The organism is Paenibacillus sp. FW101-FHT12H11 (genome assembly GCF_058790355.1).
The window spans coordinates 392,656-417,024 of record NZ_JBYTCO010000005.1; the positions used below are offsets into that span (position 1 = coordinate 392,656).

A 24,369-nucleotide genomic window follows, 5' to 3' on the forward strand; every position below is an offset into this window, starting at 1 on the left:
GGTTTACTTGGTCCCCTTTCTATAATGATGTGCTTTCGCTTCTAACTTTGGAATATAAAAGGCTAAATAGGGCTGTCCAAAACTCCTTAGATTGCACCAATAAACAATTAATGCAAAGAATGAAACAACTACCCCTAATAAACCATAGAAAATTGAGATTATCACAAAGATGTATTTAATAAAGCGAACTGAATAACCAAAGCCGTTGTTCGGTATAACGAAATTAGAGATCGCAACAACTGAAGTTACGATAATCATGATACTGCTCACTAATCCCGCCTGTTGAATGGCTTGACCTAAAATCAAACCGCCAACAGTAGTTGCTGTAGAACCGATATAACGCGGTAGGCGAAGGCTTGCCTCATTCAATGCTTCAATCATAAAAAGCATAATGAAAACTTCAATAAATGAAGGATAGGGGACAACGACTCGACTACCTGCAATCGATAGTGTTAATTGGACACGAAGTACTTCTGGATTATACGAGACTATAGCGATATAGAGGGCAGGTAAGGTGATTGTAAGAAGCATAGCAAAGTATCTGAGAATAAGCAGTAATTTGCTCATCCAATACGATTCATAATCATCATCCATGGCATGCAGGAAATCAATCAATCGAACAGGAAGAAGAAGACCGAAGCGACTTCCATCTTGTAGCAGTGCTACTTTCCCTCGTTCGAGCATAATGGCGATACGATCTGGTCTTTCTGTCTGGAGAATGATTGGAAAAAACCTGTGTCTCTTTCCCGAGAGTGCCTGTAATAGCTGACCCGCCGCACGGAGAGTCCTGATTTGTAAGTTGTTAATCCGCTCGTTTAATACATCCAGTACTTCTTTATTAATTAAATTCTTATCATAGAGAACACTTATTCGTGTTCTTGAGTGATCTCCTATGATGTGTTGTTCTACTGCAAGAGTGGGTACATTATATCGCATTCGTATAAGGCTTATGTTAAGATCTAAATCTTCTGTTAGTGCTGTCTGAGGACCTTGAAGTGATGCCTCTATTTGAACCGTATCAGGCTTGTCTTGAAACTTCTTTTGTACATAGAAGCGATATACGGTGTCCTCAATTTTGAATAAGAGTGTGCCATTCAGCAGCAATTCTGTCCAATATTCAGACTGATCTGCTAGCCCATAGTTAGGATTAGCGTTAATCATGCGTTCAAACTCTTCTGGGTGGAAACAATAGGAATATGGAATGATCAATCCATCTTTAATCTGTGTCTGATCACAAAGCTCAGGGAAGTAAACAAGCTCCATCTGGATGTATCCATTATCCAGTGTGTCATAAAAGAGATCTGATGGATTATTTAGTTCAGCTCGGATTTGATCGATCATGTCATTCTCTCCATTTCCTCACTTTACCATTTTGGTTAGCTTTCCCTGTAAATAGATAGACCATACGAGATATTGCTAAGTTAAAGCTGAATCTTTAGTCACCATAACAACCTCCGTATTCTTGAAATAAATACGGAGCTATTTGTTAATAATAGGTAAAGATTTAATCAAAGGCGGTGACGATAACATGAAAGAGACACTTGCAGATGAATTGAAATCTGGTGATATCGAATTGAAGGTCACCCAAATTCAAGATTATTTCTCATGTACGGAGGACCTAAAGATTCAAAAATTCGTATTTAAAAGCCAATCGTGCTCGTTGTTATACATAGAAGACCTTGTAAAAACAGAGTTAATGCAATCAAATGTTATTAAACCATTGTTGGAAGCAAATTCTGGAGATATTGAACAGATCTTTACTTCAATTGAAGTAAAGAAGTCGTCCGATATGAATCAAATAGGGAAATATTTACTTGATGGATTTTGCATTATTGTGATTGAGAACGAAGCAACTGCAATCATGATGTCAGTTGCTCAAACGCAAGCCCGTTCAATCCAAGAACCCAAAGACGAACAAATCATTAAGGGATCACATGAAGGCTTTATTGAAAATATAAGTACGAATATTTACTTGCTTCGCAATCGAATCAAAAGTCCCAAATTACGGGTGAGGTACTTCACCTTAGGCAATGTGACGAATACGAAAGTAGCTATGGTCTACATGGAAAACAGAGCCGACCCCATAATCGTTGAGGAATGCGAGAAGAGGATTTCAGCTATCGATCTTGATTATATATATTCCGTAGGTAACATTGATGAGATGATCGAAGAGCACCCCTTATCGCCTTTTCCGCAATCTATGCAGACCGAAAGACCTGATAGAGCAGTTTCTTATTTAATGGAAGGGAAAATCAATATTATCGTTGACGGCATGCCAAGTGTGTTAGTTCTTCCCATCACATTTTTTTCGTTTTTTCAATCGCCAGATGATTACAACGGAAGGTGGATTCTAGGATCATTCTTTCGAATTATTCGATTTATTAGTTTTATTCTCGCAGTTAGTATGCCAGCGATCTATATCGCAATCGTCTCGTACCATTCAGAAGTGCTCCCTATAGGAATTCTTTATTCCATTCAGGTTTCTTTAGTTTACGTTCCATTACCACCTATTTTAGAAGCGCTCGTTATGCAAATCCTTCTAGAATTGTTGAAAGAGGCTGCAATTCGTTTGCCATCTCCCATTGCACAAACGATTGGAATTGTCGGGGGTCTTGTGATTGGAACGGCAGTTGTTGAAGCCCATCTTGTCTCTAATACAATGATTGTTGTCATTGGATTGACAGCGATTGCATCATTTGCAACCCCGTTAAATGAATTTGGAACAAGCTTGAGAATCTTAGGATTCCCAACTATGCTTGCTGCCGCATTGTTTGGATTATTCGGAATTTCCATTATGATGATGGTCATTTTTATTCACCTATGCAAAATTGAGACATTGGGGGTACCCTATTTTGCACCTTTCGGTCCTTTTCATGGTAAACAGGGACTAAAGGATATTTTTTTAAGACTTCCCATATGGAAGGGGAATAAGGACTCGCAATCCTCGGAATCCGGAGCCACAAACAAGTCATATTTCAGGAGGTGGAAGCGCACTTGAATATCTCAATAACGAGATCCCAATTGTTTTTTTTAATTATCAAAACACAAATTGGAATTGGACTCCTATCCCTGCCAGCCAAAATTCAGAGTTCAGCGAACGGGGATGCCTGGATCTCGGTTCTTATAGCCGGAGTGGTTATACAACTCTTGCTTTTCATTTACTGGAGGTTGCTTCGGAAATTCCCTGATCTTACCTTAAGTGGAATTACCGTTGAATTGTTTGGTTCTTATATTGGTAAAGGAATAAACATCATATACTATGTTTTTTTTATTTTCATAGCAGCTTATGCAACCACACTTTATGTACAGTTGGTGCACACATGGATGCTTACATATACACCTAGTTGGGTTCTGGAATTTCTAATTATTGGGACTGGGGTATACTTAGCTCATGAAAATTTGCGTGTCATTGCAAGATTTTTTGTATTAACCTCAGTATTGTTTGGTTGTTTAATACTGCTTAGTTTTTTTAACTTTACGAACGAAATGCACATTACTAACATTTTGCCTATTGGTCAATCAGGAATTGAGCAAATGCTCAAAGGGAGTGAGAAAACTTTTTTTTCAATGCTCGGTTTTGAAGTGATCCTATATTTTTTCACACAAGTGCAGAACAATTCCAAAGGATTAATTCGTATCATCTCATTGGCCAATTGCTTTGTTACACTTTTTTATGCGTATTTTGTATTTATTTGTGTGATTGGGTTTAGCCCTAAAGTATTAGGACAGATCAATGAACCTGTTTTATATATTTTTAAAGGATTGACTTATCAAGTGTTTGACCGCTTGGATTTAATTTTTTTAACGATTTGGTTTATTCCAATGACTGCTACAATCGTTTCTTATCTATGCATGGCTGGAAAAAGTCTAAGTGCAAATCAAAATTCTTATCGAAGGTTGGTCTGGTTCAGTGGAGTGCTTGTATTTATATTAGGGTGGTGCCTATCTACTTTGGAAAAAATAGATTCTTTCGGTAAATGGTTGGAATATGGGTATTTTATTATAATTACAGTCATACCACTTTTATTATGGATGGTCTCCTGCCTTCGTAAAAAAAATAAAGAGGTAGGGATCTTATGAGGAAAAAAATAGCTGTAATGATTTTCATAAGTCTATTTTCTGTAATCATAACTGGGTGTTGGGACATTCTTTATTTAACTGATAAAAAGATTATAAACGGTATTAGTCTCGATGTTACCAAAGATAGCTCAATAATGGGAATGGTCAGAGCGGTAGTTTTGAAGAGTAAAGGCGGTGGACAATTCGAAGTAAAGGATGAAGTGCTTCAGACTACTGGGGATTCCGTTTTTAATATTGGTTTGAAAATGGATAATATGCTTCCAGGCACTATTGAAGCCAGTAAGATTCATGTAATTATCATAGGGGAAAAGCTTGCGAAGCAAGGAATTTTGTCTCCCTTAGAGAGTTTTTATCGTAATCCAAAAGGGAACCTAACATCAAATGTATTAATAAGTGAGGGATTAGCTTCTGACATATTATCATTTGAAGATATAGAAAATAGCCCTGTCGCATATGGCATTATGCAAATGATCAAGGGAGCTGAACGTAAAACGAATATTCAGAGGGAAAATTTATATTCCATATGGAGTCAAATTACTGATCCTGGTGAAGATGCGGTGCTGCCAATGATTCGTAAAATTAAGGAAAGAGCATTAGTTATTGATAGTAGCGCTTTATTTCATGGAGACAGATATACCGGAATGATGTTGTCCCGAGAAGAGAGTACGATATTACTACTTTTAAAAGACAAGCTGAACAAACTAGCATACATTGAAATCCCTGTGAAAGCGAGCTCTGGTCTTAGTAAGCCTAGCGAAAAGGAAATAAGCGCTATAACTTTTGAAGTACAGAAATCACAAAGATCACTCGAAGTCTCTGTTGAAAAAAACACCCAAGATATCGATTGCTTAGTTAAGCTTGATCTCTATGGTACTATTAACAGTTATCCAAGTTATATGGGTCGAAAAATTAATCTTGACCAATTAAATCAGCAAATTTCCGAAACGCTAAATAAACAAGCATTAGAGGTTACGAATAAATTACTTAAAGGGAATTGTGATGCTTTTGGAATCGGCAGGAGGCTGAGAGTAAGCCATTCAGAACTTTGGAAAAGCATTGACTGGGAAAACAAGTACAAGGATGTCAAGTTGAATCCCAGAATTCAAGTTCATATAAAAGGCACTGGTGTAATCAACTGATATTAAATATTATTAATTTGTGAATAATATTGCTTTTATTTGGTCGCGTTTCAGTGATTTGTCTGATTGTGATTAACTTGATCCTGTAATTTTATTGTTATCCATTTAATGGTGTAACTAAGGATAATAATAACGATCAATGTGTAATAATGTTTCCAGTTGTTACTTGGTCTGTATAAATTAAAAAATATAAATATGGGCTCAATAATATAGGAAAATAAACTAGCACTACTCAAAGTCGCTATAAGAAAGCTAGATTTCTTGGGAAAGTATTGAAAAATAAGCATATATGTAATGGGAAGTATAGTTATATCTGCTGGAAAAAGTGGTGGTACAAATGAAAAGAGTTCCAAAGGATACTGCCATAGCCCCAATGCAATTCCGATATCATCCAAAAGTGTTGAGATTATCATCCATAAAAGGCCGTATGTAATGAGGAGATTAAGTTTACTTCGATCTACATACTTCCACCAGATCAACCAAGGAAGAAGTGTTACGACTACAAGTATCCACCAATGGAGCTTAAATAAGTCGTTCTGGATCCAAAAGTTAATTTTTAGATCTATAAGCTGATTTTGTAAATCACTAATTTTTTCATAATCTTTATCTAATGTATTCAATGCTAACTCATCCCATCTAAGCCGTTTTGAATTATGAGCTAGTATTCCCTTATACGATTTTAAATTATTCCATTTAGAATATTTATTCCTTATTTATGTATAATTTTATATCATTTTTGCATGTTATAAATAAAAAATTCATGGAGTGTGTTATCAATGCATTAACTGACAAAGGGGATCTACGATGATAATTCTTATCTTGTCGATTATTTTATTCAATATAGTCTGTTTTAAAACTAACACGGTCTTGAATATTAACAAAATTCTTCACATCTGGATGTTTACAATGGCATTTCAATTTTTGTTTGATCTCCTGATTGAATTCAAATTAGGAGGGTATTGGTATTTTTCTAAAGAGAGAATAGATTGGCTTGGATTTTTAGCTAGGACAGTGTTAGTTCCACCTGTGAACTTGATGTATATTAATTTCTACCCATTGCATGGCGGGATTAGGGAAAAAGGCTTATACATAATCTTTTGGTCAGCTGGTATCCTAACTTATGAGTTAATAACATTACTGCCAGCTCCATGGGGCTATTTTCACTATGGTTGGTGGAAACTGGGATATTCGGCGATAGTTGACCCTATACTTTTGTTTATTCTTTTGATGTACTACAAGTTGATTTGCTCAATTGAATTGAAAATGGTGTTAGAAAAAAACAACATTTAGAATGATTTTGATGTGTTAACTTATTGTTTTATTTGACAAACGACATTGGAAGGTGGGGAGCGGAATTAATCTTATGGAGCAAAAACTTTGATATCGCTTCGCATGAATAGTGGGATATTAGACGATACTTAGATTGAAGCATCGCCTAAATTTGCATGAGGAGGATATTCTTTGCTAGCTTCTAAAATCATTTTGTCGACAATACTATCACTGTCTATTTTCGCGCCAGAGCTTGAAAGCCCTTCACTTTCTAAAAAATCGTTGGAACTGATCGACAAGATCCGTATGGAAAGTGAGGATTCATTTTCTATAAAATGGTGTACGCAAACTCAAACTCCTGAATTACTTTCAGGCAACTTAACAAAACCTTCTGAACATTCCCCTGGGTGGATCTCATACGAATATCTAGATAAAATTAAGAGATTGTACGGCCTGAAACGCGTAAAGGAAGATTTGAGTATTGTTTCTATTGAACCATCTAACACATCAACGAAAGTGTACTTGCAACGAATGTTATTTAACAGACCCGTTTGTGGGGATCAACTACTTGTGGAGATAGATCGTTCAGGTATTGTCAAGCGTGTTGAGGGTAGGCTTCATACAGATTTGGAACAAAAACGATTAAAAAGGCCCATGTATGCAGCGATAACGATAGAAGAGGCTAAACAGGTGGCGTTGTCATTCGATCAATCACTTAAGGAAACCGATGTAATCAGTTCAGACACTTGTTATTTGCCTACCAGAGAAGGCATTCCTCTTGTACACGAGATTACTTTTGAAATAGAAAAACGCCCAGTATCCTTTAAGGTTCATTCGATGACTGGGCGAATTATCGAATAGAAGGTAGAAGGGGGACTCATGAATGCTGGGGTTCCTCTTTCCATTCTACTTTGGTCAGAAGTTGATATTTACAAAGCTGAAGGATGAAATCCTCATAAAAATCTTTTCTGACAACAACCCGATATTCATGATTGGTGTAGGGGTAAATTAAGACATCTGTAATGATGTCATTAGCTTCAAAATTTTTTTGAATGAGCTTCATTGATTCAAAATTTGGCTCTGTGAGAATTCGGATCTTAAACTCAAATTCATTTGCAACGGCTACCTCACTAATGTCCACTACATTCTTATTCCACTCATAAGTCAATTTCAAGATAGCATTCCTCCTATACTAAATTAAATAGCGAACATAAATATAAATACTGGCTAATACCACGGAGAACAACATGAGGGGGAAACCATATTTCATAAAAGTAACGAATTTAATCGGATAACCTTCTTTGCTTGACAACCCAGCAACGATCAGATTGGCACTAGCCCCAATTAAAGTGCCGTTTCCTCCCAAACATGCACCAAGCGCTAAACTCCACCATAAAGGTTCCAGGTTATCTACTCCCATATTGCCCATTTCTTGTATCATTGGAATCATTGTTGCGACAAAGGGGATATTGTCTAAAAATGCTGACGCAATCGCACTGAGCCATAGGATTAACATGGAAGTCGCGATTGGATTACCTCCGGTCAGCTCGATCGCTTGCGCGGCTAGTTTGGAGATAACGCCGGTTTCCACTAGGCCCGAGACTAACACGAACAAACCGATGAAAAAGAATATCGTGGTCCATTCCACCTTGGTGAAGGCATTTTCCATAGCGTGTTCACCAGTTAGAAGAAGAAGAAGAAAAGCACCTGTCAACGCGACGGTTGCTGACTCCAGATGTAGCATTTGATGCAGGAAAAAACCAATGATCGTAAGCCCTAAGATAGAGACACTCTTAATTAATAAAGTACGGTCTGTGATGACTTCTTTCTCGTCAATTTGCATGATGCTCATCTTTAATTCAGGCGTCGTTTGAATTTGCTTACGAAACATGAGTACAAAAATAGGCAGCATGCAAACCATGATAATAAGAGCGATAGGCGTAAGGTTATTGATAAATGCCATGAACGTTAATTCTTTAACCGCACTACCAATCATGATATTCGGCGGATCCCCGATTAGAGTCGCTGTACCTCCAATATTAGAAGCGAGGATTTGTGTGATCAGAAAAGGAACAGGATTCACTTTTAACTGCCGGGTGATACTAAATGTAACGGGCACCATCAAAAGTACGGTTGTAACGTTGTCAAGAAAGGCAGACCCAGCTGCAGTAATGAGCACGAGTGATATTAAAATACGAACAGGGTCCCCCTTCGCTTTCTTGGCAGAGACAAGAGCGATATATCTGAACAGTCCAGTTTCTGCAGTAATACTAACTATGATCATCATGCCTATAAGCAGCCCTAAGGTATTAAAATCAATATGGTGTAAAGCGTCTTCTTGGTTAACAATACCTAGGATAACCATAAGGACGCCGCCTAGCATGGCGATGATCGTACGATGAATTTTCTCGGCAATGATCATGCCGTATGTCACTAAAAAGATGCCAATTGCTAAAATCGCTTGCTGTTCCATAATTCCTCCTACATGTTATTTGCGTTTTGATAAAAAATATCCAATAAGGACTGTGCTTGAGATGGTTGCTGCTCCAGCACCTATAAACAAGTTGATTTGTCTTTGCTTATCTTCTTCGACAGCTGCACAGACCAGGAATCCAAACAGAATACCCATCCATGTAAGAAATAGAGCCGCGCTTATAAGATATTTAATTATTTCATTCATATACACTCCTTTCTCTGCATAAAAAAAGAGCCCAACCAAGGGCTCGGCATGGTTAAAAAAAAACAAAAGGAGCCCTTGGTGACAGGCTCCTCCAAAATACAACAGGTATTTGATTAGTTCATGATATGAATAACTTACATGGAATATTCGTTGCGTTTTAAATTTACAATGAAGTAAGGGTTGTGTCAAGTAATTTCAAGTTCGTAAAATCAATTAAGGAGTGAATACATGAGAATATTTCTTGTAACAATAATGATAATTTTTATGTGTGGCTGCAATTATAGTAACAAGGAGGGCGGAGTAAGCAATTGCTCTGATGATGAAAAAGACTTCAATCCTCCATGTACAGGAAATAGTGAGAAAATAATTGAAAAGTAAGTAAATCAATTTTCGTGAGTGTCCTGATCTTTCTTACAAGGGGTGGCAGTTTAGAAGTTTCTATGTATAAGTTTATTTAACCAAATAAGTATCAATGAAGGCTTTGGGTACATATGTCATGTCATTAATAATAGAAGGTGCGTACATTAGCATGTCGTCCGTATTACCAACCTTGAAGGACTTGCTGTCGATTTGTAGCACAATAGCATTACCTGACATCATGTTATCTTTCATGGTCTTATCATCCATCTTCGCTTTGTCTTCCATCATCATCTTCGTTAAAGTCACCGAACGAGTTTCCTCATCCCAAGTTACCTTAAAACCGAGCGATTCAGCAATTTGACGTAGTGGAGCCAGTTCAGTTCCATCCTTTTTCATTGTGGTTACCGTGCTGTAATCAAATTTTTTCATCATCATTTCCTCAGCGCCAGCCACACTCGGAATGGATAATATGCATACCGCTAGTGCAATTACAATTCCTGATTTCAATGACTTCATTTTAGTTCCTCCTTAGTGTTGGTTACTTATTACTATAACTAAGATAACAGGCCAAAATTAAGAAAAACTAACGAAACAATTACAAAAGAATTACAAGTTTCTAATAGGAATTATCAATAATGTTTGAGCATTCATTTAATAGACAGAAGAAAAAGAAAGAATTTTCACAGGAAACAATTGAGGGCAGAAGATTACCCAAAAATGAAAATTATGAGATCTAGAACTACAATAGAAATAGCGATTGGTATCTGTGTCGAAGCCATTTTGGTCTTGTACATAGTCTCATAAGCAGTAAGGATAGCTGCATCAAATGTTAATTATAGTTAATTATTGTCAATATTCCCCTAGTAGAAAGAGCTCTTCCCTAACGTAATCAATTGGCTGATGCAGGATGAGTGAAGATATTCAGCAAATACTTGCGTATGAATGAAAGACTCTCGTAAAATAAGTAATGATTATCTTCTTTTAATAGCAAGATAATGAAAAACTAAATCTGGAATGACGGAGGAATTTATGGAATTGATTAAAAACATGATAGAAGGAATTGGACTCAACTCGGAAATAGGGGGATACTTGTCATATGGAATTATGGTATTATCCATTACTTTATTATGTATATTAGCCAACTTTATTACTAAAAAAGTATTTATCAAAATAATTTCGCACGTGACCTACAAAAATAACATTCAGTGGAACCTCATATTGTTAGAGAGGAAAGTATTTCATAAGTGTTCTCATGTCGTTCCTGCTTTTATTATCTATTACTTCTCTTACACATTTCCTAGCTATCAACATCTGATCGAAATAGGCGCAGTATCGTACATGATTATAATGGGATTATTAGTCATGGATTCACTTTTAGATGCTGTAAATGATATTTACAAATCATATGAAATTTCTAAAATCAAGCCAATAAGAGGCTACATTCAGGTCGTTAAAATTGTTTTGACCATTGTCTGTGGGATACTCGTGATTGCTAATCTTATCGGCGAGAGTCCACTTATTCTGTTAAGCGGCATCGGCGCGATCTCGGCTGTTCTTATGTTAGTTTTCAAAGATTCTATTTTAGGGCTTGTAGCGGGTGTTCAATTAACTGCTAATGATATGGTGCGGGTTGGCGATTGGATTGAAATGCCGAAATATGGAGCAGACGGCGATGTCATTGATATCTCATTAAACACTGTCAAAGTTCAAAACTTCGATAAAACCATTACAACCATTCCGAGCTATACTCTGATCTCGGACTCTTTTAAAAATTGGCGCGGAATGCAAAAGTCTGGAGGGCGGCGAATCAAACGTTCGATCTTCATTGATACGAGCAGCATCTGTTTCTGTACTAACGAAATGTTAGAGCGTTTCAAAAGTATTCACTATCTCACTGAATACATATTGGATAAAGAACGGGAAATTCAAAATCATAATAAAAATCTTCAGATTGATACCTCTAATAGAGTAAATGGCAGGGCGCTGACAAATATCGGTGTCTTTCGAACATATATTGATCAGTATCTCAAGAATCATCACATGATTCATCAAAACATGACTTGCTTGGTTAGGCAGTTAGCCTCTGGTGAAACCGGATTGCCTTTGGAAATATATGCTTTTACAAATAGCACGGAGTGGCAGGTATATGAGGCAGTACAGTCTGATATTTTTGATCATATTTTTGCCATTGCGCCTGAGTTTGGACTCCGGATTTTCCAAAATCCAACGGGGTATGATGTGAAAAGCTTAGCCACGGTAAGCCTGTCCAACTATAGTAGGGGTGGGGCTATTTAAGACAGCAAATCAATAGGGGAAGAAATGTGAACGTTGAATATTTGAGCAGATTATTAAAAGGTAATGAGTATCACTCTATAACTGTAAGGACAGGCGAAAAATAATTCGTCTGTCCTATCTGCTGTTGATTGGCTCAATGAAATATTTGGTATAGTCATTTATGTAGGCAGATTTGTGTCATTTGAAGCTGCTACTAAACTGGCGCGGCATCTTTCTAATTTTAATTACGTAAAATAGTAATTTGACGAAATTAAATCTAAAAACCTGGGAAATTGCTGTAGTAATATCTAGAATCGCTTTATCAATGGTGGGAAGTCTTAGTATTGTGTAATGATCTTGCAGGCTTTAACATTCCCGATTTTGACAGGAACAAACACCACTACCAATTGGTTGTGGTGTTGTTTGCTTTTAGTGCCAATGGCAAAATGCTAGAGACATAATCGCGCTAGTGACTGCAATCATTAGCCTGACAAGCTCAATCCCGTGCGTTCATCGTCACAATGAGCCGCTAAACTCAACTGGTCCGCTTATCTAGTATATCACAGACAGAGGAACTGGAAATATCAATATTGCCAGAAAGGAGATAAAGTTCTTCTCCTTGATGATTCAAAATTTGTTAAAGATCCAGATAATTCCATATTACAGAGATTAATAGATGCAGTCTCTAGAGTAAGCGATTCTCTATTCACAAATGCTTCAACTGCCTGCAGCAAAACATGTTCTAAGGTTTCAGTAATTAACTACTTGTATAGAGGGAATACCGTTGTTGGATCTGATAGTGATAGTAATGATGATGCAACAACTGCGTATACTGAGGTCGGAAATACAGATATTATTGATGGATACAATTACAAAGCTACTTCTTCTCATGGTGCATCAAACTATTATGGTTATTCTGTAATTGATAGCCAGGAGATTACTGTTAATGATATTATTATCATCAAACCAGGCGATAAAATTCCGTTAGATGGACTTGTTATTGCTGGTGAATCGAGTGTCAATCAAGCACCAATTACAGGTGAATCCATACCGGTTGATAAACAGTTTGGTGATCATGTATACGCAGGAACAATAAACGAACACGGATCTTTGGAGATTAAAGTAACGAAGCTTGTTGAAGATACAACCATATCTAAAATTATTCACTTAGTGGAAGAAGCGCAAGAGCAGAAAGCTCCAACGGAAGCGTTTGTAGATAAATTTGCCCGCATTTACACACCAATCGTGTTTATTCTTGCTCTTGCTGTCATGTTCCTTCCAGATTTATTATGCTCATTATCATCAATCTCTTTGTAGGTGCGATGGTGGGGCTCGAACGAACAGTGCTTCCTCTAGTCGGTGAAAAGGATTTTGGACTTGCCTCTGCTAGCTCTTCCTTATCCTTTATTATTTCATTTGGCTTTTCAAAAGCATTGATGAATCTCATTGCGGGTTCACTTGCAGATAAATTTGGCAGAAAGAAAATATTGATTGCAGGCTCGAGTTTAGGTTTTTTCGTGCCTCTGGTGGTTATCACAGCAACAGACTGGTGGATGATCGTAGCTGCCAATGTCCTGCTCGGAATGAATCAGGCATTAACCTGGTCGATGACTGTCAACATGAAAATCGATATGGTAAAGCCGACACAGAGAGGGCTAGCCATTGGATTCAATGAAGCTGCTGGTTATATTGGGCTTTCGCTTGCCGCGATGCTGTCTGGGTATTTAGCAGCGAGATATGGATTGCGACCAGAGCCGTTTTATGTAGGTTTTCTATTTGCCGGTATTGGGCTGATAATATCATTCTTAGTTAAAAATACGCACAGAATGAATCACAAAGTTAAAACTATTGATGTAAAATCTTCATCATTTTCGAACGTTTTTGTTCGAACTACGTGGGGAGATCGTCAATTATCCAGTGCCTGCTTAGCAGGGTGGGCAACTAATTTTAAAGACGGGATGGCTTGGGGATTGTTTCCAGTATTCTTTACTCTTGAAGGACTGAGCATTGAGCGGCTAGCCATCATCGTCGCTGCCTACCCCATTGCGTGGGGTGTAAGTCAATTGTTCACTGGAGGTTGGAGTGATCGAGTAGGAAGAAGGCCATTGATTGTTGGAGGCATGTTCATTCAAGCAGCAGCACTTTGGATTATTCTTGGTGCCAACACTTATATCTTTTGGTTGGGGGCAGCCATTCTGCTCGGTTTCGGCACTGCACTCGTATATCCAACTCTACAAGCTGCAGTTACCGATGCATCTGACCCCATGTGGAGAGCCTCGAGTCTAGGTGTTTATCGCTTTTGGCGAGATAGTGGATACGCCTTTGGCGCATTTGCCGCAGGGCTAATCACTGACTGGGTGAATGTGTATTGGGCGATTGGAGTTGTGACTGCAATACCTTTATTAGCGGGAGTTAATGCTTTATTTGGAATGAGAAGAGCTTAGTATATATTGCAAGAGCACACTTAGAAATAATAAGTGCGCTCTTTTTACTTTGAAGATTGCCAATTTAATTTTCATTGGCTATCCTTTTTCTTCCATTCTTTTGAATATTTCTTTGGTAATTACATGGATCATTTTAACATCTTCAATCTTTTTTACTTTGAGATAATTATGGTGAACTTCTAGAATTGCCTCCAATTCAATCTCGTTAGAACTTAGATTGAGCTCCCTATAATCAAATAAATCACCAGGTCTTATTTCCAGTGCATTCATTATTTTCTCTAATGATTCTAAGGATATATTTCTAACTCCTCTTTCAACATCACCTAAATATGTATATTTTATTTGTGCTCGCTCACTTAATTCTTCTTGTGTAAGACCTTTATGTTTTCTAATTTCTCTTATCTTTTCTCCAACCATTTTTTTTAAATAAGTCATAAAACCACCTCATATTCAGAGTAGGTATCATTCCAATATTTATACACCCCATTATCAGTTGTATATATTGTTTTTATTACTTATAAGTGGTATATTTGTCTTGAAATTATTTGAAAGGGGGGATGTCCAAAAATGGATTACGGGAAAATATCCGTTAGACAACTTTCCCAATTAGATATGATTCCAAAAGGTAAGTGCATTATTCCCCAAAGTCTTTATGATTATGGATGGATATCATGTTTGCCAATTGTTAATATAATTACTCTTCCACAAATCAGTAATTGTATTGCTCTAGAATACACCAAAGATCAAATCATCGATTTTTTAATTAATAATAACGATCGCGGCTTATTTTGGAAATTTCATGAAACGAAACCAAATTTAAATTCACTAAGAGAAATAAATGAGTTTAATCTTTACTTTACAAGAGAACAAAATCTTAGATTGCGCTTAGAAAACAATAACTTATTTTATCCGCAAAATATGCAAGAGGTCATAAATTTATTTATACGTTTAGGTTTTATAATAGAATTATTAGATAACCATAGGAACGTCTTATTAGACCTTATCATTCATCCGTTCCCACGACCTGAAAATATTTTTAAAATCATATAACAACTTAGAGAATGTAAACCTCAGGAGAATGCTATCATGAATAACTTACTTCCAAGCCCAATTGTGATTGAAAATGTAATTCAAAGCAAAATGCGAGGGAAAGTAACATATCAAAGCACTTTTTCAGCTTCAATTGCACTTAATTTAACATTTGTTAAACCATATGATGAACCCTCTGGTAAAGGATATCAAAGACCAGTCGACCTCAAACGCTGCAATGATTTTGCTGTGTATCTTTCAAAGGGAGAAGATGCTCTATTTACCCCAATATTGTTTAATGCTGGATCCTTGTGGGAATTTTCTAGCTATGATAAGCATAGACCGCAATTTGGAAGGCTAATTTGTAAAGGGAAAGCATCCTTGATGGATGGTCAGCATCGTCTTGGCGGAATTAAACGTTATATGCAAGAAACGAACTCAGAAATAAATGTTCCATTTTTGGCCTTTCATTGCTTAGATGAGGATGAAGAGATTAAATTATTTGATACAATCAATACAAAAGCACGAGGGATTGGATCTTCTCTAAGTAAGTTTTTGCGAAGAGATTCAGATGAATTGAGTTGGATTGCAACCGAACTTTTAGTAAGACAAGAAAGCCCATTTTATAATATTGGCAGCATAATTGGCAAAAGAAATAAAGGACGGCATATAACACTACAAAACATTTATAGAACATTACATCTTCTTATTAAGGATCCTGCGATTATTGGTTTCTCTAAAGAAGAAAAGTTAAATATGGCAATCAACTATTATAATGCTTTAAAGGAAGCTTTCCCAAATCAATGGTTAGATTACAATGGCTATCGAATAACCCATATTGTATGTCTCGATGCGCTTTCAATTGCTGGTTCTAAAATCTTAAAAATGTGCACTTCTCAAAATAAAAAACAATTTGATTACACTGGGATTAAGAAGGCAATTTCAAAACTCAAGCACATCGACTGGTCAACTCAGGGACCATTAAAATATATCAAAGGGATGAATGGTTCAAAATCATTATCAATTGATCTTATTGATTTAATTCTTTCATAAGAAATACTTTGTAACAAAAAAACAATCTCCTAATAATGAGATTGTTTTTTGTTTATTAATTATGACACTCATGATTCACTAATTTCACTTTCAATCCTATTTTCAATATTCTCAACTATTAACGTTATAACATTAACCTTTAATACTTCTGCAATTTGAAAAAGTGTGTGTAATTGGATACGATGATTTCCATTTTCAATATTAATAACTGAGGGACGAGAAAGTGATATTCTATTTGCCAACTCTAAAGGCGATATTCCACTATTAATACGAATTTTTCTAATGTTTCCACCAACTTTTTTATATAACTCATTATTACTCAATGATTCAACCTCATTTCCTTAACACGATTTGTCATAATCTAGTATTACCATTTCGAGAAATAATATGATCATAGATTAAAATATTATGTTTCTGTTTATAAATCTTACTTATTGGAGAAAATAACCAACAATGAAGGAAAAGGTGATCATAATTGTATACTCAACCGGTTATAAAAAAAAGGCGCAACGGAAGGTATGGTAATAATAATTGGATTAAATACAGCTCTAAAATCCAACGTGATGTTTTTCTTTATAGTGACCTCGAATATGATCATTGGATACTGATTGAATTTGATAAAAATGTAAAATATTTTTGCGAACAACCTCTGCACGTTCAAGAGGCTGTAAACGGTGAGTGGATAGATACAATTTTTGACATGTGGATTATGACAATTGACGATAAATACAAGTTCGTCGAAGTTAAATATGCAGCTGACTTAAATCAAAACCATCAAGACTTTTCAAAACGGTCATCCGAACAAGTTGAAAAGCAACGCAAATGGTGCTTTTCATTTGGTCACCCTTACGAAGTGCATTCAGAAGATTTTATTTATCAGAATAAGTTGCTCCTAAATAATTATAAAATTATGTTGCCATATATCGATAATCGTAAAATTAAGAATGATATTGAACGCAAAAGTATTATTAATATTTTGAAATTGAATGAGAAATCCACTATCAGAAATATAGAGATACAGTTACCACATCTAAGTAAACAAAGTGTTCGTGATACTTTATATAACCTAATTTACGAAGGAGTACTTGATGCAAACTTAGGCTCCACTACGGTAGGCATTAATACGGAGGTGTGGTTAGTTGAGTAGAGTTAGAATTACTGAAAACATTAAATATTCAATTGATGATCTTGATTATACTAAATGGCCAACTGTATATTTCGATTTACGGGAAGAAGTTTTTGAAAATAGAAAAACGGCAGTTGAGATGTATTTGGATAATGAAAAATCTATCGAAGAAATAACTCAAATTACTGGCATTCAGAGGAAAGAGTTAAATAATTTTGTGAAAAAATGTTTACAACGAGACAATGAAGGTGTTTTATGGGGATTCAGAGCTTTAATTTCACATAAACGCGTTGGTGAATCATATGTGAGAATAAGTGATACTGAAGGATTTGACGGCAAGAAACTTACTGGAGCATTCAAAAAGTTGCTAGAGGAGTACCCTGACATAGAAAAAATGATTAAAGAGTATGTTCTTAACCGACGTAAACGTCCAGTAGCAGATCGAATAATTAGAGTTAAAGATCTACGCGATGATAAATTCCTCAAACTCTGTCGTGCACAAGGGATTAAGCTCAATGAGTATCCATTTAATACAAAAGACAAAGGTCTTAGATCTTTATACCGATTTGTTGACGATTTAATAAATGATAATCTATCCGAAGCAAGTAGCCGGTTCGGAGAAGATACTGAAAGACGATTGGAAGATTTGGACGGCCAATCTTCACATAAGGAATTAAGGGTTATACCTTATGAATGTGTTCATTTTGATGGTCACAAGATGGATGCAATCTTAACTATTAAATTCACTAATATATATGGTGACGAAGTTGTTGAGGAAATGCGTAGAATATGGTTTTTATTAATCATGGACGAAGCAACACGAGTTGTCCTAGGATACCATTTATGCTTGAGCCCTGAGTATTCATCTGCGGATGTCCTACATTGCATAAAAAAAGCAATTGTTCCTTGGAAACCAATGAATTTCACGATACCAGGTTTAAAATATCCGGATACAATAGGTTTTCCAACAGCAGTAATTCCCGAAACAAATTGGGCGGTCTGGTCAGAATTAAAACTAGACAATGCATTCGCAAACTTAGCTGATATTGTTAGGAATAAACTAACTGGTCTTCTCAATTGTTCGGTGAACCCTGGAAAAGCGAAATTTCCAGAAGCAAGATCAATAATTGAACGATTCTTCGGCCTATTAACACAAAATCACATACAAAGATTAGGTATTACAACTGGTAGTAATCCTAAAGATCCTAAAAGGAAAAACCCTGAGAAATTGGCTAAAAATATTGAAGCAAAAGCAGAAGAACTTGAACAATTAATTGAAGTGGTAATTGCAGAATACAATTCCAAAAAACATTCAATTTTTGGGATTAGTCCACTCGCGGCAATGGAACAAAGAATTAAATATCGCGATATGTTACCACGAGTTCTTGATGAAAATAAGCGTGCAGATGTAAGTTTCTTTAACTTTCAAACCACAAGAATTATCAGAGGTTCTAAAAAGTCTGGTAAACGACCTCACATTAACTATGAAGGTGTAGAATATACAAGCACACTTGTTGCTAGGAATTTTAGTCTTGTTGGGACTGAAATCATTATCGAAATTAATATTGATGATATCTCGATTATTCGAGCATTTTTACCAGATGGTCAAGAGCTCGATTTCTTAAAAGCAAGAGGCGGATGGGGGAAAAGGCCGCATTCTTTAAGGACAAGGAAAACAATCAATAAACTTGTTAGAGAAGATAAGATCAGATTAGATTTCAATGATTCCCCGGTAGAGGCTCTAGAAAAGTATTGGGAAGAGAAAGCTACTACAGATAAAACAACCAGAAATCATTTAGCAGCTCTACAAAGATATAACCAAGAACATACTCAAAATGATGGAATGCTTCTTATTGAGGAAAATGAAATCGTATTTGAAACTGAAACAATAGATAAGATCGATAATCAGAATGATAATAGTAATGAGGACGATCTTGCTGAATTCAAACGTATGTTAAAAACAATTTGTTAATGTGAGGTGAAACGCATGTCGAAACCGTTAGCTAAAGTCTCAGATGATTTAATTATATTTGACTTGAACAGACCCGATGTCCCATCAGGCAGCCATCCCATCGATACAGATGATTATCAAATACCAACAAATGAGATTGTTAAACTATTTGCATCTGTTTGCAGATGGGTACAATTACGAACGACTGGAGCAACGATTTTCGGCCGACCGCGATTAGGAAAAACATGGATGATTAAATATTTGGTTAAAAATATTCCACACTATTTCAAAGAAAATATCCCAATATTTCATATTGTGAGTCTTCACTCAAAAATAGCAAAAGAAGAGGAGTTTATTGAAACCCTTCTTTCAGACATGGATCATGACCTTGCCTTAGTAGGAAAATTAAACGCGAAGAGGCAAAGATTGATTCACTTCTTAACCGAACTTGGTAAACAAAACAGCCGTCGATTAGTAATTTTATTCATAGATGAGGCACAATGTCTTGATGAGCAACATTACGAGTGGCTAATCGACTATTTTAATAAACTTGAAAAGGTACAAACTACATTAACTATCTTTTTAGTGGGACAAGATCAACTAAACTCACAAAAAACAATTTTCAGTAGAGGAAATACTGATCAAATTATTCAACGATTCATGATTGATGAGCACAAGTTTTCAGGAATTAAGTCTGTTGAAGATATTGAAACTTGTTTGAAATGTTATGATACTGAAAGTGAGTATCCGTTAGGCAGTGGTTGGTCATTTACCAGATTTTATTTTCCAGAAGCATTTGCAACAGGGGTGCGACTTGAGAAGTTTGCAAAAGATATTTATGAGATTTTCTCAAGTTTGCGTCAAAAAAATAATATTAAAGGAACATTTGAAATACCTATGCAGCACATGGTAAAAGCTATAAAAATTATTTTTATTGATTATGGTAAAAACAGCTCTAAATCTCAACATTGGATTTCAAAAAGTAATTGGATGGAAGCAATTCTAAAGTCAAACTATGTTTCATCAGAAATTAGGAAGAAGATAAATAAGGACAAGTAGAAGGTATATTCATGGAACTTGATGGAAAGGATTTAGAGTATTCCACTAGGTTTGGGGGTATACCTGTTGAAGGTTGGTAAAATACTTGCGACTGAAAATAAATATGGTAACAACAAAAATAATCTCAACCCAGATTACTTGACTGAACTTGAGCAAGATAAATGGGATGTTCGAAAAATTGGTATTCCACACTATTTAACACGGACAGATTATTTTATTACTTTTACTAAAATTCATGAAAATTTTAGGCCTTTAGTTAAGCGCTATGTAAAAGAGCGCTTAATTGATACCGATAGTGTGCGTTGGAATACCGCAATACAAGACGTTTGCCGCCTAAACGTCTTTTTTGCTTATTTATTCGAGAAATATCCTCACTGGGTCGATTTAAAAGAACTTTCAAGATCAGATATTGAAGGTTATTTTTCGAAAATAGCAAATAAACCAATGGGTGGTGAAAGTCTACTTAGAAATCAGGAGCCCTCAGATTCTTATCTATGGAGCATGGTTGCTAATGTTGAAAACTTTATTTATTTTATGCAAAGATACGAATGGGATGATGCACCATTAAAGCCTGTGAGATCCTTAATATATCAAGAAGATCGTCCAAAGCTTAGACCTCGTGAAATAACAGATTATAAACATGTTACTGATTATATTTGGAATCAGATACTAGATAAAATCTCGCTTCTAGATCCACAATATGTAACTATATTGTTGTTAATGGAAGAAACAGGACTTCATCTCATTGACCTATTAAATCTTAAGTTGAATTGTTTAATAGAAGGTGAAGATGGCATTTGGCTTAAAAGTGAACGAACTAAAGCAATTCAAGTACCTATTCGAGAAAATATTGCAGAATTAGTTAGACAACAACGGCAGCAAGTAAATGATGATTATCCTGAAAATAAAAGTTCGGGACAGTATCTTTTTCTAAAATATAAAGGCAAATTTGAATGGCGAGGTAAGCCATATCTTCATGCATGTGTAATACGTCAATTAAACTCCTTTGCACGCGAGAATAACATCCGTGATGAAAAGGGAAATGTATATAAATTTAGCTCCGTAGCGTTTAAACATAGATATGGTCTAAAACAGATTAGTAATGGATTAAGTATTATTGATGTTCAAAAACTTCAATCAAATACCACTCCACTAATGGCTGTTACTTATGCTAAAATTCACGATTTAACTAGACAAAATCATTGGGAAAACTCTTTAGCATTGAACGCAGTAAGATTAAATGCGAATACAGGAATTGTTGAAACAACTAATTTAAATGATCAAGCTTTAGAAAATGGAGTTAGACTTGATTGGTTAAGTCGGAATTTTGAGGAGTTAAGACTAGAGCATGGATATTGCATCAAATCCCCTAAGACACATTGTATGTATGTTAATCAAATGGTGGATTTGCCTTGTATCTCGTATAAATGCTCAAGCTTTTATATAGATAATACTTTTTTTGAATATTACAAAGTCCAGATTACTGAGCTTCAAACAAAAATTGAGCAACATAAATTAGCTGGTAGATTCAGAATGATTGAAATTCTTGAACCCAAGTTACATAAGTTTTTGGATATTCTGAACAAATTGAATATTTCGTTGCCACAGAGCCATTGAATTGTGAAATGAAGATCGTAGAAGCATGCGGAGACTAGTTCCCCCCGTAGTAGCTTGCTCCGCGTGTGCAGCTATGTTTGTTTTCAGGATGATCATGATGTTCTTGTAATTGGGATTGAGTGTGTAGCCAAATGGCCCTGGTACATGCCGCCTCAAGCCGCCGTACAAGCGAGTTAATAAGAACATGCCTATTGACGATGAAGTCACTAAGCAACTCAGATATGGCGCTCTAGAGCAGGCTAAGGGTACATCCGCTTTGGGTTTTCGGGGAACAGCAGGGGAATGTGGACCTCTAGTAGTATAAGAAATATACACAAATTAGAAGGTGTGGTAAATAAATGAGCCTAACATGGAACAGAGAGTGGATTCACCCAAGTGAATCTCTGTGGTCGATACTAGAAAAAATAAAATATGCAAACCAAATAAATACCAAACAGTTACTCCAGTCGTATGGAAGTACTGAGGCCAAGAAGATAAAAGCAGGAAAATTAGGGAAGAGGTTTCGAAACATTAATTCACTTGATGGATTAGACGTAGATTTGCTTGAGGAGGCAATTGGGATAAATCTTGAACATTACAAACGTGATGCTATTCAATCGGTTTATCGAGTTGTACCTAAAATTATCCAATCCAAAAACATTATTAATGAAAACTTGGTATATTGCACTGAATGCATCAGTCAAGGTTTCCATAGTTTTCTACATCAAGTTGTGCTTTTTGAAAAATGTCCTTTTCACTTATGCAAACTCGAGAAACTATGTAAAAATTGTAGTAATGATATTCCTTATCTACTTCCTCAACATGAATTGGAATCAGGTTTCTTATGCAATTGTGGAGAGAGCATAGTAAGAAAAAAAAGTGGTTACAGTTTTATGGAATCTTGGACACACGAATTAGCAATAAGAGATGAACGAATATTATGTGGATTCTCGATGAATTCTAATTCACTTAGCAAATTAGAAAACACTATATTACAAGAAAAATTGGTTTTGAATGATACAAACAGGAATAAAATTATGGATCATTTATTTGCATCGATGGAAAACGAAAATAAAGGAGGTACTAGATTAACATTTACAAATAATTTAAATAATAGTAGTAGTGTAGAAGTAGAAATTAATCTTTACGACGAAATATACAATACTTCTAGAGATGTCCTCATAACATTTGAGAAATTTTTACTTAGAACAATTCTATTTGAGCATAGTCACTGTATAAGAAGATTCTCTGGACTGTATAGATTAAGAATAATATCTGTTGTAAAATAATCGACGCGCAGAAGAACCTGATTTTTTTATGTAGGGGAATTTGTGTCATTAATGTTGGGAAATTTGTGTCGCTAGACACCATAGAAGTTCATTTATATCATGGACTAAACCAGCTTTACAGACATGTGTATAAAATACGGGTTTTGTGAGCATGTACTCACTATAACGGTCGGGTTGAAATTCTGTTTGTATCCATCCCCTTGAAGATCAAGGCAGCATTGCTCTTTCATTCATGTCAAAAATATCAATTTTAGCCCCAACTAGGGTAAGGGATTTGTTTTCTTAACTACGAATTTTTTGATGATTGAAATTTCGAATTCAATTCTACGCCTTCCCTGCACTCTGGACTCCATGGAGTCATTATTCTTAAATTTCGACAGACTTTTCCTTTTAGTATCCCTCATTTCATTTACGGCCGCCAAGGGGTATATCTTAGGACGAAGCAACACCATCAAGCATCAAGCTTCTTCCGAAGAAGCAGCCTTAGCCGGCCCCAGCAGAATCAGCGGCAGTCCGAATGCGACAGGCAGCGCAATTTTTGGCCAAACGTGTTCCAAATAATCAATTGCGCGAAAATGATCCTCTACTATCCATGTCCCGAACACACCAAGAATGAGGCAAACAGGCAGGATCATTGTTTTATTACTCTTCAAGCCCAGAATTCTGGCGAGGCTAACTGAGGAACCATAGATACAAAACATGACTTCGAACAGAACCGAAACGGAATATAGCGCAATCATAATCATTTCGTATCTCTGCAAAAAATTGCCGATATGCGCATTCCTCGCCAATTTCATGCAGGAGATCGTGTATTGGCTCGTTACCTCCGCTGATAAGACCGCACCCTCAAGAATTGCCCAGATGATGACCAACATGCCGCTTGCAAGAATGCTGATGACACTTAGGTGGCCGCCACGTGCCTTCCCTGCACTCTGGACTCCATGGAGTCATTATTCTTAAATTTCGACAGACTTTTCCTTTTAGTATCCCTCATTTCATTTACGGCCGCCAAGGGGTATA

The 24,369-nt window shown here is 36.1% G+C and carries 23 protein-coding genes and 1 pseudogene; 15 read left to right on the plus strand and 9 right to left on the minus strand.

What is annotated here, in order from left to right:
- Positions 1-3: 3 nt before the first annotated feature.
- Entirely contained in the window at positions 4-1,341 is a 1,338-nt protein-coding gene (locus AC3WTJ_RS18565) for a spore germination protein (RefSeq protein WP_492523063.1), read from the minus strand.
- Between the two features lie 187 nt (positions 1,342-1,528).
- Between AC3WTJ_RS18565 and AC3WTJ_RS18570 the strand changes: the two genes are divergently transcribed.
- The 3 genes from AC3WTJ_RS18570 to AC3WTJ_RS18580 are packed head-to-tail and all read left to right on the plus strand — an operon-like array spanning position 1,529 to position 5,219.
- Entirely contained in the window at positions 1,529-2,998 is a 1,470-nt protein-coding gene (locus AC3WTJ_RS18570; protein ID WP_492523064.1) for a spore germination protein, read from the plus strand.
- Positions 2,995-4,080: a GerAB/ArcD/ProY family transporter gene (locus AC3WTJ_RS18575; RefSeq protein ID WP_492523065.1), complete on the plus strand. Its 1,086-nt coding sequence runs from the start codon at positions 2,995-2,997 to the stop codon at positions 4,078-4,080. Before AC3WTJ_RS18570 ends, AC3WTJ_RS18575 begins: the two co-directional genes overlap by 4 nt.
- Positions 4,077-5,219, plus strand: coding sequence for a Ger(x)C family spore germination protein (locus tag AC3WTJ_RS18580; RefSeq protein ID WP_492523066.1), 1,143 nt, complete (start codon positions 4,077-4,079; stop codon positions 5,217-5,219). The genes AC3WTJ_RS18575 and AC3WTJ_RS18580 overlap by 4 nt, the downstream gene beginning before the upstream one ends.
- Positions 5,220-5,269: 50 nt before the next feature.
- Here the strand turns inward: AC3WTJ_RS18580 and AC3WTJ_RS18585 are convergent, their stop codons facing one another.
- Positions 5,270-5,839, minus strand: a complete 570-nt coding sequence (locus AC3WTJ_RS18585) for a CBO0543 family protein (protein WP_492523067.1) — start codon at positions 5,837-5,839, stop codon at positions 5,270-5,272.
- Between the two features lie 286 nt (positions 5,840-6,125).
- Here AC3WTJ_RS18585 and AC3WTJ_RS18590 point away from each other — a divergent pair, with 286 nt between their 5' ends.
- Both AC3WTJ_RS18590 and AC3WTJ_RS18595 read left to right on the plus strand, forming a co-directional pair.
- Positions 6,126-6,509, plus strand: a complete 384-nt coding sequence (locus tag AC3WTJ_RS18590) for a hypothetical protein (RefSeq protein WP_492523068.1) — start codon at positions 6,126-6,128, stop codon at positions 6,507-6,509.
- Positions 6,510-6,680: 171 nt separating this feature from the next.
- Positions 6,681-7,349 carry a hypothetical protein gene (locus tag AC3WTJ_RS18595; protein ID WP_492523069.1) on the plus strand — a complete coding sequence of 223 codons (669 nt, stop codon included), beginning with the start codon at positions 6,681-6,683 and terminating at the stop codon, positions 7,347-7,349.
- Between the two features lie 16 nt (positions 7,350-7,365).
- Here AC3WTJ_RS18595 and AC3WTJ_RS18600 read toward each other — a convergent pair whose 3' ends face one another.
- The 4 genes from AC3WTJ_RS18600 to AC3WTJ_RS18615 form a co-directional block, all read right to left on the minus strand.
- Positions 7,366-7,662, minus strand: a complete 297-nt coding sequence (locus tag AC3WTJ_RS18600) for a hypothetical protein (RefSeq protein WP_492523070.1) — start codon at positions 7,660-7,662, stop codon at positions 7,366-7,368.
- A gap of 18 nt (positions 7,663-7,680) precedes the next feature.
- Positions 7,681-8,961 (minus strand): ArsB/NhaD family transporter, encoded by a 1,281-nt coding sequence (locus tag AC3WTJ_RS18605; protein WP_492523071.1) that lies wholly within the window; start codon positions 8,959-8,961, stop codon positions 7,681-7,683.
- Positions 8,962-8,976: 15 nt separating this feature from the next.
- Positions 8,977-9,168, minus strand: coding sequence for a hypothetical protein (locus AC3WTJ_RS18610; RefSeq protein WP_492523072.1), 192 nt, complete (start codon positions 9,166-9,168; stop codon positions 8,977-8,979).
- A gap of 450 nt (positions 9,169-9,618) precedes the next feature.
- Positions 9,619-10,044, minus strand: coding sequence for a copper amine oxidase N-terminal domain-containing protein (locus tag AC3WTJ_RS18615; protein WP_492523073.1), 426 nt, complete (start codon positions 10,042-10,044; stop codon positions 9,619-9,621).
- A 513-nt stretch (positions 10,045-10,557) separates the two neighbouring features.
- Here AC3WTJ_RS18615 and AC3WTJ_RS18620 point away from each other — a divergent pair.
- From AC3WTJ_RS18620 to AC3WTJ_RS18630, 3 genes and pseudogenes are all read left to right on the plus strand, one after another.
- Positions 10,558-11,823 (plus strand): mechanosensitive ion channel family protein, encoded by a 1,266-nt coding sequence (locus tag AC3WTJ_RS18620; RefSeq protein WP_492523074.1) that lies wholly within the window; start codon positions 10,558-10,560, stop codon positions 11,821-11,823.
- Between the two features lie 894 nt (positions 11,824-12,717).
- A pseudogene (locus tag AC3WTJ_RS18625) lies at positions 12,718-13,092 on the plus strand (HAD-IC family P-type ATPase); the annotation flags it as partial.
- Positions 13,092-14,246, plus strand: a complete 1,155-nt coding sequence (locus AC3WTJ_RS18630) for an MFS transporter (protein WP_492523075.1) — start codon at positions 13,092-13,094, stop codon at positions 14,244-14,246. The pseudogene AC3WTJ_RS18625 and the gene AC3WTJ_RS18630, both read left to right, overlap by 1 nt.
- Positions 14,247-14,324: 78 nt before the next feature.
- On the opposite strand, the gene AC3WTJ_RS18635 is transcribed toward AC3WTJ_RS18630, so the two are convergent.
- Positions 14,325-14,681 (minus strand): helix-turn-helix domain-containing protein, encoded by a 357-nt coding sequence (locus AC3WTJ_RS18635; RefSeq protein ID WP_492523076.1) that lies wholly within the window; start codon positions 14,679-14,681, stop codon positions 14,325-14,327.
- 132 nt (positions 14,682-14,813) lie between these two features.
- Here AC3WTJ_RS18635 and AC3WTJ_RS18640 point away from each other — a divergent pair, with 132 nt between their 5' ends.
- Both AC3WTJ_RS18640 and AC3WTJ_RS18645 read left to right on the plus strand, forming a co-directional pair.
- Positions 14,814-15,296, plus strand: coding sequence for a DUF6042 family protein (locus tag AC3WTJ_RS18640; RefSeq protein ID WP_492523077.1), 483 nt, complete (start codon positions 14,814-14,816; stop codon positions 15,294-15,296).
- Positions 15,297-15,332: 36 nt separating this feature from the next.
- Entirely contained in the window at positions 15,333-16,328 is a 996-nt protein-coding gene (locus AC3WTJ_RS18645) for a DGQHR domain-containing protein (RefSeq protein ID WP_492523078.1), read from the plus strand.
- Between the two features lie 68 nt (positions 16,329-16,396).
- Here the strand turns inward: AC3WTJ_RS18645 and AC3WTJ_RS18650 are convergent, their stop codons facing one another.
- Positions 16,397-16,651: a helix-turn-helix domain-containing protein gene (locus AC3WTJ_RS18650; protein ID WP_492523079.1), complete on the minus strand. Its 255-nt coding sequence runs from the start codon at positions 16,649-16,651 to the stop codon at positions 16,397-16,399.
- Between the two features lie 152 nt (positions 16,652-16,803).
- On the opposite strand from AC3WTJ_RS18650, the gene AC3WTJ_RS18655 reads away from it, so the two are divergent.
- From AC3WTJ_RS18655 to AC3WTJ_RS18675, 5 genes are all read left to right on the plus strand, one after another.
- Complete coding sequence (locus AC3WTJ_RS18655) at positions 16,804-17,475, plus strand: PDDEXK family nuclease (protein ID WP_492523080.1); 672 nt, start codon at positions 16,804-16,806, stop codon at positions 17,473-17,475.
- A complete protein-coding gene (locus AC3WTJ_RS18660) occupies positions 17,468-19,426 on the plus strand; it encodes a hypothetical protein (RefSeq protein WP_492523081.1) in 1,959 nt (652 codons plus the stop codon). Before AC3WTJ_RS18655 ends, AC3WTJ_RS18660 begins: the two co-directional genes overlap by 8 nt.
- Before the next feature lie 15 nt (positions 19,427-19,441).
- Complete coding sequence (locus tag AC3WTJ_RS18665; RefSeq protein ID WP_492523082.1) at positions 19,442-20,464, plus strand: AAA family ATPase; 1,023 nt, start codon at positions 19,442-19,444, stop codon at positions 20,462-20,464.
- 66 nt (positions 20,465-20,530) lie between these two features.
- Positions 20,531-22,081, plus strand: a complete 1,551-nt coding sequence (locus AC3WTJ_RS18670; RefSeq protein WP_492523083.1) for a tyrosine-type recombinase/integrase — start codon at positions 20,531-20,533, stop codon at positions 22,079-22,081.
- A gap of 338 nt (positions 22,082-22,419) precedes the next feature.
- Positions 22,420-23,349 carry a TniQ family protein gene (locus AC3WTJ_RS18675; RefSeq protein WP_492523084.1) on the plus strand — a complete coding sequence of 310 codons (930 nt, stop codon included), beginning with the start codon at positions 22,420-22,422 and terminating at the stop codon, positions 23,347-23,349.
- 458 nt (positions 23,350-23,807) lie between these two features.
- Here the strand turns inward: AC3WTJ_RS18675 and AC3WTJ_RS18680 are convergent, their stop codons facing one another.
- The gene (locus AC3WTJ_RS18680) at positions 23,808-24,245 is read right to left on the minus strand and encodes a GerAB/ArcD/ProY family transporter (protein ID WP_492523280.1); all 438 of its coding nucleotides are present in this window, start codon (positions 24,243-24,245) and stop codon (positions 23,808-23,810) included.
- Between the last annotated feature and the right edge of the window lie 124 nt (positions 24,246-24,369).

Coding starts and splice junctions, on each gene's coding strand:
- AC3WTJ_RS18665 (WP_492523082.1), top strand. CDS start 19,442: ATGTCGAAACCGTTAGCTAAAGTCTCAGATGATTTAATTATATTTGAC.
- AC3WTJ_RS18645 (WP_492523078.1), top strand. CDS start 15,333: ATGAATAACTTACTTCCAAGCCCAATTGTGATTGAAAATGTAATTCAA.
- AC3WTJ_RS18590 (WP_492523068.1), top strand. CDS start 6,126: ATGGCATTTCAATTTTTGTTTGATCTCCTGATTGAATTCAAATTAGGA.
- AC3WTJ_RS18640 (WP_492523077.1), top strand. CDS start 14,814: ATGGATTACGGGAAAATATCCGTTAGACAACTTTCCCAATTAGATATG.
- AC3WTJ_RS18615 (WP_492523073.1), bottom strand. CDS start 10,044: ATGAAGTCATTGAAATCAGGAATTGTAATTGCACTAGCGGTATGCATA.
- AC3WTJ_RS18565 (WP_492523063.1), bottom strand. CDS start 1,341: ATGATCGATCAAATCCGAGCTGAACTAAATAATCCATCAGATCTCTTT.
- AC3WTJ_RS18580 (WP_492523066.1), top strand. CDS start 4,077: ATGAGGAAAAAAATAGCTGTAATGATTTTCATAAGTCTATTTTCTGTA.
- AC3WTJ_RS18675 (WP_492523084.1), top strand. CDS start 22,420: ATGAGCCTAACATGGAACAGAGAGTGGATTCACCCAAGTGAATCTCTG.
- AC3WTJ_RS18610 (WP_492523072.1), bottom strand. CDS start 9,168: ATGAATGAAATAATTAAATATCTTATAAGCGCGGCTCTATTTCTTACA.
- AC3WTJ_RS18620 (WP_492523074.1), top strand. CDS start 10,558: ATGGAATTGATTAAAAACATGATAGAAGGAATTGGACTCAACTCGGAA.
- AC3WTJ_RS18630 (WP_492523075.1), top strand. CDS start 13,092: ATGCTCATTATCATCAATCTCTTTGTAGGTGCGATGGTGGGGCTCGAA.
- AC3WTJ_RS18635 (WP_492523076.1), bottom strand. CDS start 14,681: ATGACTTATTTAAAAAAAATGGTTGGAGAAAAGATAAGAGAAATTAGA.
- AC3WTJ_RS18605 (WP_492523071.1), bottom strand. CDS start 8,961: ATGGAACAGCAAGCGATTTTAGCAATTGGCATCTTTTTAGTGACATAC.
- AC3WTJ_RS18570 (WP_492523064.1), top strand. CDS start 1,529: ATGAAAGAGACACTTGCAGATGAATTGAAATCTGGTGATATCGAATTG.